General features: G+C 67.8%; 13 protein-coding genes. 6 read left to right on the forward strand and 7 right to left on the reverse strand.

Annotated features, from left to right (window positions below):
• The first annotated feature begins 27 nt into the window (after nt 1-27).
• The 4 genes from T8K17_RS07235 (at nt 28) to T8K17_RS07250 (ending at nt 4,718) form a co-directional block, all read left to right on the forward strand.
• Entirely contained in the window at nt 28-1,119 is a 1,092-nt protein-coding gene (locus T8K17_RS07235; protein ID WP_322333822.1) for an ABC transporter ATP-binding protein, read from the forward strand.
• Between the two features lie 22 nt (nt 1,120-1,141).
• Nucleotides 1,142-2,056 (forward strand): polysaccharide deacetylase family protein, encoded by a 915-nt coding sequence (locus tag T8K17_RS07240; protein ID WP_322333823.1) that lies wholly within the window; start codon nt 1,142-1,144, stop codon nt 2,054-2,056.
• 83 nt (nt 2,057-2,139) lie between these two features.
• Nucleotides 2,140-3,135: a hypothetical protein gene (locus T8K17_RS07245; protein ID WP_322333824.1), complete on the forward strand. Its 996-nt coding sequence runs from the start codon at nt 2,140-2,142 to the stop codon at nt 3,133-3,135.
• A gap of 137 nt (nt 3,136-3,272) precedes the next feature.
• Complete coding sequence (locus tag T8K17_RS07250) at nt 3,273-4,718, forward strand: aldehyde dehydrogenase family protein (protein WP_322333825.1); 1,446 nt, start codon at nt 3,273-3,275, stop codon at nt 4,716-4,718.
• Between the two features lie 237 nt (nt 4,719-4,955).
• On the opposite strand, the gene cueR is transcribed toward T8K17_RS07250, so the two are convergent.
• A complete protein-coding gene (cueR, locus tag T8K17_RS07255; protein WP_322333826.1) occupies nt 4,956-5,345 on the reverse strand; it encodes a Cu(I)-responsive transcriptional regulator in 390 nt (129 codons plus the stop codon).
• Between the two features lie 142 nt (nt 5,346-5,487).
• Between cueR and T8K17_RS07260 the strand changes: the two genes are divergently transcribed.
• Both T8K17_RS07260 and T8K17_RS07265 read left to right on the forward strand, forming a co-directional pair.
• Nucleotides 5,488-6,231, forward strand: a complete 744-nt coding sequence (locus T8K17_RS07260; RefSeq protein ID WP_322333827.1) for a MauE/DoxX family redox-associated membrane protein — start codon at nt 5,488-5,490, stop codon at nt 6,229-6,231.
• Between the two features lie 62 nt (nt 6,232-6,293).
• Entirely contained in the window at nt 6,294-8,750 is a 2,457-nt protein-coding gene (locus T8K17_RS07265; RefSeq protein ID WP_322333828.1) for a heavy metal translocating P-type ATPase, read from the forward strand.
• Between the two features lie 356 nt (nt 8,751-9,106).
• On the opposite strand, the gene T8K17_RS07270 is transcribed toward T8K17_RS07265, so the two are convergent.
• From T8K17_RS07270 to T8K17_RS07295, 6 genes are all read right to left on the reverse strand, one after another.
• Complete coding sequence (locus T8K17_RS07270) at nt 9,107-10,954, reverse strand: ATP-binding protein (protein WP_322333829.1); 1,848 nt, start codon at nt 10,952-10,954, stop codon at nt 9,107-9,109.
• Complete coding sequence (locus T8K17_RS07275) at nt 10,939-11,820, reverse strand: phosphate/phosphite/phosphonate ABC transporter substrate-binding protein (RefSeq protein WP_322333830.1); 882 nt, start codon at nt 11,818-11,820, stop codon at nt 10,939-10,941. The genes T8K17_RS07270 and T8K17_RS07275 overlap by 16 nt, the downstream gene beginning before the upstream one ends.
• A 79-nt stretch (nt 11,821-11,899) precedes the next feature.
• Nucleotides 11,900-12,910 carry a DNA-binding response regulator gene (locus T8K17_RS07280; protein WP_322333831.1) on the reverse strand — a complete coding sequence of 337 codons (1,011 nt, stop codon included), beginning with the start codon at nt 12,908-12,910 and terminating at the stop codon, nt 11,900-11,902.
• Nucleotides 12,911-12,998: 88 nt separating this feature from the next.
• A complete protein-coding gene (locus T8K17_RS07285) occupies nt 12,999-13,397 on the reverse strand; it encodes a flagellar biosynthesis regulator FlaF (RefSeq protein WP_322333832.1) in 399 nt (132 codons plus the stop codon).
• 81 nt (nt 13,398-13,478) lie between these two features.
• Nucleotides 13,479-14,294, reverse strand: coding sequence for a flagellin (locus T8K17_RS07290; RefSeq protein ID WP_322333833.1), 816 nt, complete (start codon nt 14,292-14,294; stop codon nt 13,479-13,481).
• 191 nt (nt 14,295-14,485) lie between these two features.
• The gene (locus T8K17_RS07295; RefSeq protein WP_322333834.1) at nt 14,486-15,208 is read right to left on the reverse strand and encodes a response regulator transcription factor; all 723 of its coding nucleotides are present in this window, start codon (nt 15,206-15,208) and stop codon (nt 14,486-14,488) included.
• Between the last annotated feature and the right edge of the window lie 3 nt (nt 15,209-15,211).

Raw genomic sequence — 15,211 nt, forward strand, 5'->3', positions numbered from 1 at the left:
GAGAGCCAGCCTGATGAAAGTATGCCGATGAACGACACCACCCCAGCCGTCCAGGTCCGGCAGCTCTGCAAGAACTACGGCAGCGTCCAGGCGCTCAAGGGCGTCGATCTGACCATCGCGGCGGGCGAGTATTTCGTGCTGCTCGGCCCCTCGGGCGGCGGCAAGACCACCCTGCTGCGCACCATCGGCGGCTTCCACAAGCCGTCCAGCGGCCAGGTCTGGCTGAACGGCCAGGAGGTCTCCCACCTGCCGCCGGACAAGCGCCCCACCTCCATGGTGTTCCAGGCCTATGCGCTGTTCCCGCACATGACGGTGCTGGGCAATGTCGGCTACGGCCTCAGCCTGGCCAAGCTGCCGAAGGCGGAGGTGCGCGACAAGTCCATGGCCATGCTGGAGATGGTCGGCCTCAAGGGCTACGAGAACCGGCGGCCGCACGAGCTTTCCGGCGGCCAGCAGCAGCGGGTGCAGCTCGCCCGTGCCCTGGTGCTGGGCCGCAACATCCTGCTGCTGGACGAGCCGCTGGCCGCCCTCGACGCCCAGCTCCGCAAGGACATGTGCCTGGAGCTGAAGCACCTGCAGGAGAAGGTCGGCATCACCTTCATCCACGTCACCCACAACCAGGAAGAGGCGATGACGGTTGCCGACCGCATCGCGCTGATCGCCAATGGCGAACTGGTGGAGCAGGGGGCGGCGCGCGACATCTACCGCACGCCGGAGCGCCGCTTCACCGCGAGCTTCGTGGGCGAGAACAACCTGCTGTCGGGCACCGTCACGGCGGTCGAGGGGCAGAGCGTGACCGTGGAGGTCTGCGGCCAGGCTCTGATGGTCGAGCGGCGCGACCTGCCGGTGCGCGTCGGCGACACGGTCGCCCTGTCGATCCGCTCCGAACTGGTGGAGATGGTGCCTGCCGATGGCGTGCCGGCCGATGGGTGCGCGATCGCCGGGACCTATGCCGAAAGCGTCTATCTCGGCCTGACCCTGTCGCATCGTGTGGCGCTGGCCGATGGCAGCGAGATCGTCTCGCGGGTGGTCGGCGAGTCCGACGCGCCGGATCCGGCGCCGGGCACCGCCGTCCATCTTCGCTGGAAGCCCGGTGCCCTGCGCCTGCACGTGACCTGACCGCCGATTGGAGGACTCCGCCATGTGGCCCAACCCGCGCATCCCCTTCGAGCTGGCGAACAAGCGCCGGAAGCTGGCGCCGCTGAACGGCAAACCGCTGATCGTCCATGTGGCGATGAACATCGAGTATTGGCCGATCAACCGGCCCATGCCGCGCGGCATCATCCCGCCGCCCCACGGCGCCCAGATCGCGCCGCCGGACGTGCCGAACTTCTCCTGGGTTGAGTACGGACTGCGGGTCGGCATGCCGCGGATCATGCGGATGCTGGCCGAGCGCGGCCTGCCCGCCTCCGCCCTGATCAACGCCCAGGTGGCCGACGCCTATCCCGCCCTGATGGACGCGGTGGTGGAGGCCGGGTGGGAGCTTGTCGGCCATGGCTGGTTCCAGCAGTCGCTGAAACAGGCCGACGACGAGCGCGCGGTGATCCGCAAGAGCCTCGACCGGCTGAAGGCGGCGGACGGCAAGAAGGTCCGCGCCTGGCTCGGTCCGGGCATCGGCGAGAGTTTCGACACGGTCGACATCCTGAAGGAGGAGGGGATCGAGTTCCTGCACGACTGGGTGGTCGACGACCTGCCGGTCTGGATGCGCACGATCCACGGGCCCATGGTCGGCCTGCCCTATACGATGGAGCTGAACGACGTGCCGATCTATGCGGTGCAGAACGGCTCCACCGACGAGTTCTACAAGCGGGTGGAGGCGACCGTCGCCACCCTGGAGCCGGAGCTGGAAGAGAACCCGCGGGTCATCACCCTCGCCCTGCATCCGCACCTGATCGGCGTGCCGCACGTGGCGCATTTCTTCGAGAAATCCCTCGACCTGCTGGTCAAGCGCAACGACACGGTCTTCGTCACCTCCTCGGTCATGGGCGACTGGTTCGTGGAAGCCGACGGTACCGGCGGGGCGGATCTGCCGAATGAGGCTCCACCGCTGCCGTAAGCTTCCGTAAGCTACCCGCAACGCCGCCCCGACGGCCCGGCCATCTGGTGCCGGGCGGGGAGCGACGGGTGCGGAGGGAACCCATGGCCAACGACCTGCTGTTCGGCATCCAGACCAACGGCATCAAGCATGCCGATGCCGACCCCATGGCGGACGTGCGCACCCGCTTCCGCATGGTGAAGGAGGCGGGGGTCTTCGACTACGTCGACAAGACCCCGGACCCGGATCAGGTCGAGGACTTCAAGGCCGGCTCGGCGGAGACCGGTCTGCCGATCCGCGCCGGCGGCTGGTTCTACGAGCTGGGCGGCGACGAGGGGCTGCTGGAGCGCAACGTGAAGCTCGGCGCCGAGCTCGGCTCCCTGGTCCACAACACTCAGATCAAGCTGCGCCATGCCGACGGCCATGTGGTCACCGACGACGAGGTGATGGCGGCCTATCTCGCCGCCGCCGAGCTGGGCGAGAAGTACGGCTGCGTGCCCTGCTTCGAGGTGCATGTGAACATGTGGTCGGAGGACTTCCCCCGGGTCGCCAAGGTCGCCCGGATGGTCGAGGCCCGAGGCGTCGAGTTCAACATGACCCTCGACCACAGCCATGTGATCTTCAAGATCGACAATCCGGACGAACAGAAGATCTTCGGCACCGACGCCAAGATCGTCTCCGGCGAGCTGGTGCTCGACCCGTACACGCCGGGCAACGTGATCGAGGAATGGGTGACCTCCGGCTGGGTGAAGCATTGCCACGCACGCGCCGCGATCCCCAACAACCCGAAGAACACCCTGGCCCATCATCCCGACGGCTCGGTCGGCCGGGGCATCCAGTATCCGTTCAAGCAACCCAAGCCCGGCGAATACCATGCCGACTGGGACGAGACCCGGCTGGAGCCCTGGAAGGAGGGGCTGCGCATCCTCATGCGCCACCACGCAAGCGATCCCAAGGCCAAGCTCGGCCAGATCTCCACCGAGTTCATCCCGAACCCGGATTACGGCGGCGGCTGCAGGTACTCCCTGTTCGAGCAGGCGATCGCCTGTGTCGGCTGGATGCGCGAGACCTGGGCGCAGATCCGGGCGGAGGCGACCTGACCCGTCTTTATTGCGAACCGTTCGCATTGACGCTTTGCCGCAGCCTCGTTTAACTGCGGCCGTGACCACCCCACATACCGTGAAGCCGGGCATCCGTGCCCGCCCCGACTGCGACTTCTCGCCAAAGGAAAACAACAATGCTGCGTAAGACCGATTTCTACATCAACGGCGCCTGGGTTCCGCCCACCACGCCCAAGGACTTCGACGTGATCAACCCGGCGGACGAGACCGCCTTCGGCGTGATCTCCCTGGGTTCCAAGGCCGATGTGGACAAGGCGGTCGCCGCCGCGAAGGCCGCCTTCGACGGCTGGAGCAAGACCCCGCTGGCCGAGCGCATCGCCAAGGTCGAGAAGCTGGCCGAAATCTACGAGCGCCGCTCCGGCGAGATGGCCGAGGCGATCTCCAAGGAGATGGGCGCGCCGATGAAGCTGGCGACGACGGCCCAGGCCGCCGCCGGCCTTGGTCACATCAAGGCGTTCATCCGCGCCCTGAAGGAGTTCAAGTTCGAGCACCAGCTCCGCGACGATACCCCGGACGAGTTCATCATCCACGAGGCGATCGGCGTCTGCGGCCTGATCACCCCGTGGAACTGGCCGATGAACCAGGTGACCCTGAAGGTCGTCCCGGCGGTCGGCGTCGGCTGCACCGTCGTGCTGAAGCCGTCCGAGATCGCGCCGATGTCCTCGCTGCTCTTCGCCGAGTTCATGGACGAGGCCGGCTTCCCCAAGGGCGTGTTCAACCTGGTGAACGGCGACGGTCCGACCGTCGGCGAGGCGATGAGCCGCCATCCGGACATCGACATGATGAGCTTCACCGGCTCGACCCGCGCCGGCATCGCCGTCACCCAGGCCTCGGCCGAGACGGTCAAGCGCGTGGCCCTGGAGCTCGGCGGCAAGGGGGCGAACATCGTCTTCGCCGATGCCGACGTCGCCAAGGCGGTGAAGCGTGGCGCCATCCACTGCTTCAACAACACCGGCCAGTCGTGCAACGCCCCGACCCGTATGCTGGTCGAGCGCTCGGTCTATGACGAGGCGGTGGAAGTCGCCCGCGCAACGGCCGAGGCCACCGCGGTCGGCCAGCCGAGCGAGGACGGCAACCATATCGGCCCGCTCGTCTCCGAGCTGCAGTTCACCAAGGTGCAGGACCTGATCCAGGCCGGCATCGACGAGGGCGCGCGTCTGGTCGCCGGCGGCACCGGCCGTCCGGAGGGCTTCAACCGCGGCTATTTCGTGCGGCCCACGGTCTTCGCCGACGTGAACAACGACATGCGGATCGCGCGGGAAGAGATCTTCGGCCCGGTGCTGTCGATGATCCCGTTCGAGAGCGAGGACGAGGCGGTGAAGATCTCCAACGACACCAGCTACGGCCTGACCGACTACGTGCAGAGCGGCGACAGCGCGCGCACCCAGCGCGTCGCCCGTCAGCTCCGCGCCGGCATGGTGGTGGCCAACGGCGCCCCGCGCGCCCCGGGCAGCCCGTTCGGCGGCTACAAGCAGTCCGGCAACGGCCGCGAAGGCGGCCAGTACGGCCTGACCGAGTTCCTGGAAGTGAAGGCGGTCTCCGGCTGGACCACCACGAGCTGAGGATGGGGTGAGGGGGGGTCTCCTCACGCCACCGCGACAACCGCAGCGCCCGCCCTTCTTCGAGGGGCGGGCGTTGTGCGTTCCGCCGTCTCTTTTTGTCACTCCCCGGATTTATTCCGGGGCAACGCCTGGAGCTGGGGCGGGCGTCGGGGAAGAGCTTCACGCGTCTACGCGAGCGGAGGTGTGGCCCCGGAATAAATCCGGGGAGTGAGTGGAGGAAATGAGGGAGCCTCTCCCTCACCCCCGCCCGGCAAGGTCCTCCAGGATCGGGCAGTCTGGCCTTGTATCGCCGTGGCACCGCGTCACCAGGTCCGACAGGGTCGCGTGCATCGCCTGCAATTCGGCGATCTTGCGTTCGATGCTGGCGAGATGGCCCTGCGCCACCTGCTTCACGTCCGCACTCGCGCGGCCGCGGTCCCCGTAGAGTCCCAGAAGGGCCCGGCAATCCTCGATGGTGAAGCCGAGCGAACGGGCGCGGGCAAGAAACACCAGCTTGTGCACGTCCGCCGGCCCGAACGCGCGGTAGCCGTTTTCGCCCCGCGCGGGCCGCACCAGCCCGATATCTTCGTAATAGCGGATCGTCTTGGCCGGCAGGCCGCTCTGCTCGGCAACCTCTCCGATGTTCATGGCCGTCATCCTTCAGCAGGTGTCGGAACAGATAGGTAGGCCTTCCCGTCACTGGAAGGTCAAGCGGTGCGGCCGATCTTGGAACCCGACCCGCCGCCGGCCCGTTGCTCGGGGGAGGCACCCTCAACCGATGGAGAGCCCCATGGCTGCGCAATCCGCCCGCCTGTACCGGATGGTGATGCCCGATCACCTCTGCCCCTTTGGCCGGAAGTCGAAATTCCTGCTGGAGCGCAAGGGCTACGCAGTCGAGGACCACCATCTGATGACGCGCGACGAGGTCGATGCCTTCATGGAGAAGCACGGGGTGGAGACCACGCCCCAGACCTTCATCGGCGACGAGCGGATCGGCGGCTATGACGACCTGCGCGTCCATTTCGGCCTGGACGACCCGGAGAGCGACACGACCTACCGGCCGATCGTCGCCCTGTTCGCCGTCGCCGCGCTCATGGCGGTGGCGCTGACCTGGCTGATGCGGGGGGAGGTGCTGCTCCCGCGCACGGTGGAGTGGTTCGTGGCGATCTCGATGATCCTGCTCGGCCTGCAGAAGCTGAAGGATGTGGAGGGCTTCTCCACCATGTTCCTGAACTACGATCTGCTGGCCCAGAAATGGGTGCCTTACGGCTATATCTACCCCTATGCGGAAGCCGGCGCCGGCGTGCTCATGCTGGCGGGCGTGCTGACCTGGATCTCCGCCCCGGTGGCGCTGTTCATCGGTACCGTCGGCGCGGTCAGCGTGTTCAAGGCGGTCTATGTCGACAAACGGGAGCTGAAATGCGCCTGCGTCGGCGGCGACAGCTCGGTGCCGCTCGGCTTCGTGTCGCTGACCGAGAACCTGATGATGATCGCCATGGGCCTGTGGATGGGGGCGAAGGCGCTCTTTCTGTAAGCCCCTTGACCTTCCAGTGACCGGAAGGCCCATCTCTCGGCCTCCAGCACAGCGAGGCAGAGATGAACGCGCATACCCACGCGAGCGCCGAGATCACCCGCGACCCCGTCTGCGGCATGACGGTCGATCCGTCCGCCGGCAAGCCGACCCACGCGCACGCGGGCCACACCTATCACTTCTGCTGCGCCGGCTGCCGGGACAAGTTCGCCGATGCGCCTGAGGGCTATCTGGAGGCGAAGGACCCGGTCTGCGGGATGAGCGTCAACCGCAGCACCGCCGCCCATATGGCCAAGCACGCGGGCGCGAGATTCTATTTCTGCTCCGCGCGCTGTCAGGAGAAATTCGAGGCCGCCCCCGACGACTATCTCGGCGACCGCCCGGCCCCCGAGCCGATGCCCGCGGGCACCCAGTACACCTGCCCGATGGATCCGGAGATCGTGCGCGACGCGCCCGGCGACTGCCCGATCTGCGGCATGGCGCTGGAGCCGATGACGCCGAGTGCCGATGCCGGGCCGAACCCGGAGCTGGTCGATTTCCGCCGCCGCCTGTGGATCGGCGCGCCGCTGGCCGCCGGGGTCTTCGTCCTGGAGATGGGCAGCCATATGGGCATCCCGTTCCACGACTGGCTCGGCCCGCAGCTTCATGTCTGGCTGCAGTTCGTTCTGGCCACCCCGGTGGTGGTCTGGCTGGCGCAGCCGTTCTTCAAGCGCGGCTGGTCCTCCATCGTGAACCGCAGTCCGAACATGTGGACGCTGATCGCGCTGGGCACGGGCGCGGCGTATCTGTTCAGCCTGGTCGGATTGCTGGCGCCGGGCGTGTTCCCGCCGGCCATGCTGGATCAGCACGGCCAGGCGCCGGTCTATTTCGAGGCGGCGGCGGTGATCCTGATTCTGGTCCTGGTCGGCCAGGTGATGGAGCTGTCGGCCCGCGAGCGCACGGGCGACGCCATCCGTGCCCTGCTCAACCTGGCACCCAAGACCGCCCGGCGGATCACCGACCAGGGCGAGGCGGACGTGCCGCTTGAAGAGGTCCGCGCCGGGGACCGGCTGCGGGTGCGGCCGGGCGAAAGCGTGCCGGTGGACGGCACCGTCGCCGAGGGCCGCTCCTCGGTGGATGAGAGCATGATCACCGGCGAGCCGGTGCCGGTGGAGAAGACGGTCGGCGACACGGTCACCGGCGGGACCCTGAACAAGACCGGCAGCTTCGTCATGACCGCCGACAAGGTCGGGTCCGACACGGTGCTGTCGCGCATCGTCGACATGGTCGCCAAGGCCCAGCGCAGCCGCGCGCCGATCCAGGCGCTGGCCGACCGGGTGGCGGGGTATTTCGTGCCGACGGTGGTGGGTGCGGCACTGCTCGCCTTCGTCGCCTGGTTGGTCTTCGGGCCGAGCCCGGCGCTGTCCTATGCCGTCGTGGCCGCCGTCAGCGTTCTGATCATCGCCTGCCCCTGCGCGTTGGGCCTCGCCACGCCGATGTCGATCATGGTCGCGACCGGGCGCGGCGCCCAGGCGGGCGTGCTGATCCGCGATGCCGAGGCGCTGGAACGCTTCGCCAAGGTCGATGTACTGATCGTCGACAAGACCGGCACCCTGACCGAGGGCAGGCCGTCCCTGACCGACGTGGTCGCGTCGGACGGGATGGAGGAGGCCGAGCTGCTGTCCCTGGTCGCCTCCCTGGAGCGCGGCTCGGAACATGCGCTGGCCGAGGCGATCGTCGCCGGGGCGCAGGACCGGGGCGCGTCCCTGTCGGATGCCTCGGACTTCGAGGCGGTTACCGGCAAGGGGGTGTCCGGCACCGTGCAGGGCCGCCGCGTGGCGCTCGGCAACCGGGCGATGATGGCGGATCTCGGCGTTGAGCCGGGCACCCTGTCCGAGACCGCCGAGAGGCTGCAGGGCGAGGGCCGCACGGCCATGTTCGTGGCGCTCGACGGCAAGGCGGCTGGGCTGGTCGCGGTGGCCGACCGGGTGAAGGAGACCACGCCGGCGGCGATCCGCGCGCTACACGACGCCGGGCTGCGCATCGTCATGGCGACCGGCGACAGCCGCCGCACGGCCGAGGCGGTGGCCCGCGATCTCGGCATCGACGAGGTCCGCGCCGATGTGAGCCCCGAGGACAAGGGCGCGCTGGTGGAAGAACTGCGCGGCCAGGGGCTGAAGGTGGCGATGGCGGGGGACGGGGTGAACGACGCTCCGGCGCTCGCCGCCGCCGATGTCGGCATCGCCATGGGCACCGGCGCCGACGTGGCGGTGGAGAGCGCCGGCATCACCCTGGTGAAGGGCGACCTGACCGGCATCGTTCGCGCCCGGACTCTGGCCCAGGCGACCATGGCGAACATCCGCCAGAACCTGTTCTTCGCCTTCGTCTACAACGCGGCCGGCGTGCCGATCGCGGCGGGGGTGCTGTATCCGGTGCTGGGGCTGCTGCTGTCGCCGATCTTCGCGGCGGCGGCGATGAGCCTGTCCTCGGTGTCGGTGATCGGCAATGCGCTCCGGCTGCGGTCGGTGAAGCTGGACGGGTGAGGGGGGCTCCCCTCAACTCCCTCTTCTAGACTCCCCGGATTCATTCCGGGGCAGCGCTGCAGCCGGGACGGGCGTAAGAGGCTATGCGTCGGCGTTCGAGATGCGGCACGGATCGCCCCGGAACAGGTCCGGGGAGTGAGCGTAAGGTTGGGAGGGGGAGAGCGGAAAAACGGGAAACTGGGAACAACCCAGCATGCCTTTCGTTGGCTTCACCCCTTCCCACTTAAGAACACTCCCCGGATTTATTCCGGGGCGACGCTTCCGCCGGGACGGGCGTAAGAGGCAATGCGTCGGCGTTCGAGATGCGTCAGGCCTCACCCCGGAATAAATCCGGGGAGTGGGAAAGGGGTACGAGGTCATCCCTCCCGGTTCCCCTTCAGCGGCAACCGCACGCGGAAGGTCGTCCCCTCCCCGGGCGTGCTGTCGACCAGGATGCGGCCCTTATGGCCCGCCACGATCGCGGCGACGATGGCGAGCCCTTGGCCGGTGCCCTTGCCGGTCGGCTTCGTCGTGAAGAACATGTCGAAGATCCGCGCCCGCACCTCCGGCGCCATCCCGGGGCCGTCGTCCTCGACCTGGATCTCGGCCATGTCGCCGTCCACCAGGGTGCGGATCGTGATGGTCCCCACCGCGCCCGGCGCCCGCGCCTCGTCGATGGCGTCGACCGCGTTCGAGATCAGGTTCAGCAGCACCTGATTGATCTCGCCCGGCTTGCACGGTACCCGCGGTAGTTCTTCGTCGAGTTCCAGCTCCACCTTCGCCACCTGTTTCCACAGGTTGCGCGACACGTTGGTGGTCACCCGCACCGACTCGTTCAGGTCGTTGGGCTCCGGCGCCAGCGGGTCGGGATGGGCGAAGCTGCGCATGGAGCCGACGATCTGGCCGACCCGCGCCACCCCCGCCAGACTGTCGCGGATCGCCGGCGGAACTTCCTCCATGAAGTCGCCGGGCAGGGTGTCTATCGGGGTCTTCAGGGCCAGGACCTCGTCGACCACCTCCTCCAGGAACCGCAGATTGTCGCCGATGAACTGCATCGGCGTGTTGATCTCGTGGGCGATCCCGGCGGCGAGCGTGCCCAGGCTCTCCATCTTCTGGCTCTGCAGCAGTTCGAGCTGCAGGCTGCGGGCCCGCTCCTGGGCGACCGCGAGCTCGGTGACGTCCTTGGCGACGATGACGACGCCGCCGAGTCCGGTCGGCCGATGATCGACCAGCAGGCGCCGCCCGTCCGACAGGGCGACTTGGCGGGCCGTGGGGGACCGGGTGTCCAGCTCCTGCATCCGGTCGTTCAGCGGGGCGCCGTGCAGTTCCTCGGTGACGGCAAGGATCTGGCGCAGGGAGCCGGCGGCGAGGATGTCGTCGCTGATCGCCGGATAGAACCGGCGGAAGGCGTCGTTGACCCGTAAGACCCGCCCCCGATCGTCGGCGATCAGGATTGCCTCTGCCATGCTGGCGACCGCGTCGGTCAGGATCGACTCGGCCTCGTAGGTCTTGCGTTCGGCGGCGTCGCGGGCGGCGCGCTGTTCGGCGGCGAACCCGGCAAGCGCGCGGGACATGGCGTTGAAGCTGCGGCCGGTTTCGGCCAGCTCGTCGCTGCCGCGGATGGCGATCTGATGCCCGAAATCGCCGCTCGCCACCCGCTTGGCTCCGTCGCGCAGGGAGCTGAGCTGGCGTACGAGATACTGGCCGAGGATCAGGCCGAGCAGGCCCACCAGGGCGAGTTCGACCAGGGCGACCGTGCCCATCCAGCGCAGGGCGTCGTCGAGCAGGTCGTCGAGCGCGGTGGTGGAGAGTCCGAGCTCGATCATGCCGAAGCGATGGCCCGCGATCTCGATCGGCTGGGCGATGTCGCGAATGCCGTCATCGTCGGAATCCGCGGCGCTCTCGTCCGGCCGAAACGGTCGCGACAGGGGTTCGGGATCGCCGCCCTCGGCCAGGACCTTGCCGCTGATCCCGCGGACCCGCAGGTAACTGATGTCCGGGTTGATCAGCACCTGCTCGACCAGGGCGTCCAGGGTGGCCAGATCGTTGGCGACCACGCTGTCGCTGGTCATGGTGGCGATCAGCTTCGCCGTGGTCCGGGCGCGCTCGTCGAGCTGCGACTGATTGGAGGCGCGCAGGTAATAGACACCGCTTACCACAAGGGCCGTGAGCAGGACCGCCTCGATCAGCGCGACGCCCAGGATGGTCTTCAGCCGGAAGGACACGGGCCCTCGCTGGTCAGACGGATGCCGGTTTCTTCCGGCGTCAGGGCGATGGCGCGGACATCGTCCCAGTCCGCGTCGACGGCGGCTGTGAAGCCCTCCATCCCGAGGGGCGCCAGAACCGGATCGTCGGCCGCCAGGGCGACCATCGCCTTGGCGACGGCCTCGACGGCGCCCGCCGGGATCCGCGGATGGACGGCGAAGGCATGGGGCGTATAGGCGCGGGTCAGATGCAGGATCCGCAGGTCGTCGCGGATCTCCGGCGCCGCCGCCTCCAGGGTCCGGATGACCCCGCCGCCCGCTGGATAAAGCCCGCTCTGCACCGTGCGGTAGACCGAATCGTGGGACTTCACATAGACCGGCGTGATGGCGATGCCGAGCTGGCGCAGTTCGGCGCGTTGGATCGCGCTGGCGCCGAAGGCCGCCGGCGAGGGGAAGGCCACCTCCCGTCCCTCAAGCTGTGTCAGGTTCTGGATCTCGGAATCTGCCCGCACCACGACCAGCCCCCGCAGTCGGTGCTCGCGCTGATGGGCGAAGGCGCGGTAGCCCTGGGTGCCGGCGAAGACGGTGTAGTGGTACGGGTTCATATAGGCGAAGTCGAAGGCGCCTTCGCTCAGGCAGCCCTCGAAGGTCGGGATGTCGGTGACCGTGGCGAAGCGCAGGGCGATGCCGGAACGAGCGGACAGCACCTCCAGAAACGGCAGCCAGTCGCGCGCCAGCCGGGTCGCCGACTGCTGGGGCACGACGCCGAAGCTGTAGGGCTGGGTCGCCGGGGCTCGAGCGTCGGTCTGAGCCCGGAGCCCGGGGATCGAGGCGAGCACGAAGAGGCACACCAGGACGGTGGCGAGACGGGGGCTGTACGGCTGCATGGTCTCGGCTCCCTTCTGGGTCGAGGGTTTCGCGTAGGGCGCCGCGCCGAACCGGGCCATCCCCATAAGGGGAGGGCGCCTATTCCTCGTCCGCGCGCACGATCGAGGCCGAGGTCGTCAACGCCTTCTGGACCAGCTCCGCCTGGCGCACCACGCCCATCTTCTGGAAGATCGCCTTCAGGTAGGTCCGTGCCGAGCTGATCTTGAGGCCGTTGATCTCGGCCGCCTCCTCCAGGCTCAGCCCGCGCACGAGCTGTTCCACGAGACGGCTTTCCGATCCGGTGAGGCCGAAGAGCTGGGCGAGGGTCGCAGCGGTGGGATAGCGGGTCAGGTCGGGGTCGCTGATGAACAGGGTCACGCCGGCGGTGCCGGGGCTGTCCGGGTCGCCGCAGATCGTCGCGTGCAGCGTGCGGCCGCCCTCGGCATCGGACAGCGCGACGAAACCGGTCTCCCCGGTCTGTGCCGCGGCGGTGATGGCCGCGTCCAGCGCCCGGGCGGTTTCGGAATTGTTGGTGCGCAGGCGGCGGGCGCCGTCCTGGGACAGGGCGCCGCCGCCGCCGAGGATCTTCAAGCCGATCTTGTTGACGAAGGACACCGCCTGGTTGGCGTCGAGCACCACCGTGCCGATCGACAGCCTGTCGGCGAGTAGGGATTCCGCATCGGCCACCGCGCCGTCGCTCGGAGTCGCGGCGGTATCGCGCTCGCGGGCATCGGCCAGGGCGGCTTCCACCGCCGCGCCGAGGATCTCCGGCTCGCAGGGCTTCATGTAGTAGCGGAACACGGACGCCTCGTTGATGAAGGCCATGGCGTCCTTCAGGCTGGCATTACCGGTCAGCATGATGCAGCGGGTCTGCGCCCCAGCCTCGCGCATCCGGGTGGCGAGGTCCAGGCCGGACCAGCCGGGCATCGTCAGGTCGAGAACGGCCACGTCGGGCCAGTCGTCGCTGCGCACGTCCCAGAAGGCTTCGGCGGACGGGAAGAAGATCATGTCCCAGTCCCGCGCCCGGGATCGCAGGGACCGCTTCAGGGCATCGAGGACCATCTGTTCGTCGTCAACGAAGGCGACGAGGGGGCGTGTGGAAGAGGACATCCGCGCATCGAAACATTGATCCGAAGCGCGCTCAATACGGGGATAATTGAAATGAGGCAAGCGAACGCCCCTTCGCGGGGCGCGCGAATCAGGCCACCTGGCGGACGCGCGGGTGGAAGGCGTTGCCGACGAAGCTGCGGGGCATCGCCGGGTTCAGGCCGGAGACGACGCTCTGGTTGACGTCGATCAGCGCCCGCAGCGACCCGATATCGCCGGCCGCGGCCTTGGCGCAGGCCAGGATCATGTCGGCGGCCAGGTCGCGCATGGTGCGGCGGATCTCGTCCGGCATGGCGGTCTCGTCGTGGCAGGCGTTGACGCCGCAGCGGGTCCAGATCTGCCGGGTCTCCTCGATCGCCTGCTGGCGTTCGGACAGGGTCTCGGCATGCAGAAGGGCGACGGTCACCCGGGCCAGCTCGCTGGCATCGCGGTGGCGCGAGGCGCCGGTGTGGTTCAGCGTTTTGCGGTAGGCGTTGTAGTGCGCGTGCATTTTACAGGCACTCCCTCACTGGGTGGTCACGGCAAGGAGGGGCCGCGCCGGGAGGATCCGGCGCAGCCCTCTCGGTAGGGGTCAGCGGAAGAGCGACAGGATGTTCATCGGGGCGCTGGCCGCGGAGCTCAGGGCCTGCACCGCGAGCTGCTGCTTGACCTGCAGCGCGCTCTGGTTGGCGGCTTCCTGGGCCAGGTCGGCGTCGACCATGTTGCCCAGGCCCTTCTCGGTGGCATCGCTCAGCTTGCCGATGAAGTCGCTGTGCATGTCCAGCGCCTTGCCGTCGCTGCCCAGCGAGCTGATCGCGCTGTTCACCGCGCTCTCGAAGGTATCCAGGGCGGCCAGGGTGGCCCGGGCGTTGGTGGCGTCGGAGACGTCGACCGCGCCATCCAGGGTCGTCTTGGCGGTCTCGATGTCGGCGGCGGAGACCGTCATGGTCGTGCCGTCGGCGGCCGCGACGAAGCTGATGTCGGTCGAGGCGGTCTGCAGCAGGTTCGAGCCGTCGAAGTTCGAGTTGGAGATGAACGAGTCCACCTGGGCCAGCATCGAGTTCAGGTCTTCGGTATAGCTGGCGCGGGTCTCGGCACTGATGCTGTCGTCGGCGAGCTGGGTCACCTTCTCGCGGATCGATCCGGTCAGGTCGCTGACCGCGGTGGCACCCGCCATGGCGACCTCGACCGAACCCTTCACGCCGTTCAGCGACTGGTCGATCTTGTCGAAGGCCTTGATGTCCGAACGCAGGCGCTGGGCGACGGCGAAGGTCGACGCATCGTCGAAGCCGTCGGCGACCTTGAGGCCCGTGGAAATCCGCTTCTGGACCTGGGACAGGTCGTTGGAGGCGGAGTTGTACATCTGGACAGCGGCCATGGCGCTGGAGTTGGTGTTGATCGAAAGCATCGTGGTTCTCCTCGTTTGGACCAGTGTTCTCACTGGCGATGAGGAAGTTGTACTTCAGTCTTTCAAGATAAAAAACGAAACAAACATAAACTAAAAACAATGTGAATTCAGTACATCAACGATCGTTTACACAATTAAGCAAAATAAAACCACGCAGATTTAAAGTATCGGCGTGGTTAAAGAGGTAATTTTTACTTACTGTTAACGGCGGCGGCGAAAACGTACCCGATGCCGCGTACCGTCTGGATGAGACGGGGATTGGACTGATCCTCTTCGATCTTGCGACGGATACGACCGATCAACACGTCGATCGAGCGTTCGTATCCCTCGCACCGACCGCCTCGGGTCTCGTCGAGAATCTGCTGCCGGGTCAGCGGCCGCAGCGGGTTCTGAACGAAGCAGCGCAGGATGTCGAATTCGCCGCTGGTCATGTCGACCTCGCCCTCGGTCTCGCTGAAGACGCGGCGGCGCACCACATCGAGGGACCAGCGGCCGAAGCGCATGACGGTCATGGCCTGCGGCGTGCCGCTGGCGCCGTCGGCGGCGCGCATGCGGCGCATGATGGCGCGGACCCGGGCGGAAACTTCGCGGGGAGAGATGTCGCGCTCCACCACGTCGTCGGCGCCGAGCTCGAGGGCAATGATGCGGTCTACCGACTGGTTGGCGGCGCTGAGCGCGATCATCGGGCGGTCGTCGCGGCTGCGGAATGCACGGATATCCTCGAAGCCGCTCTGGCCGGCGGGGGAAAGTGCGACGATCACGCAATCCGGCCGGCTGGGGCCGTCGAGGGTGTCGAGGTCCGACATGGAGGCCACGGCGTCGACCGAGAAATGGTTGTCGCGGAGCTGGGCGGCGAGGGTGTTTCGGGCGTGAGTGTCGCCGTCGACGAGGGCAATGCAGGCTGTTGTCGCCATCGG

It is taken from the genome of Thalassobaculum sp. OXR-137, from assembly GCF_034377285.1.
In the GTDB taxonomy this organism is placed as follows: Bacteria; Pseudomonadota; Alphaproteobacteria; order Thalassobaculales; family Thalassobaculaceae; genus Thalassobaculum.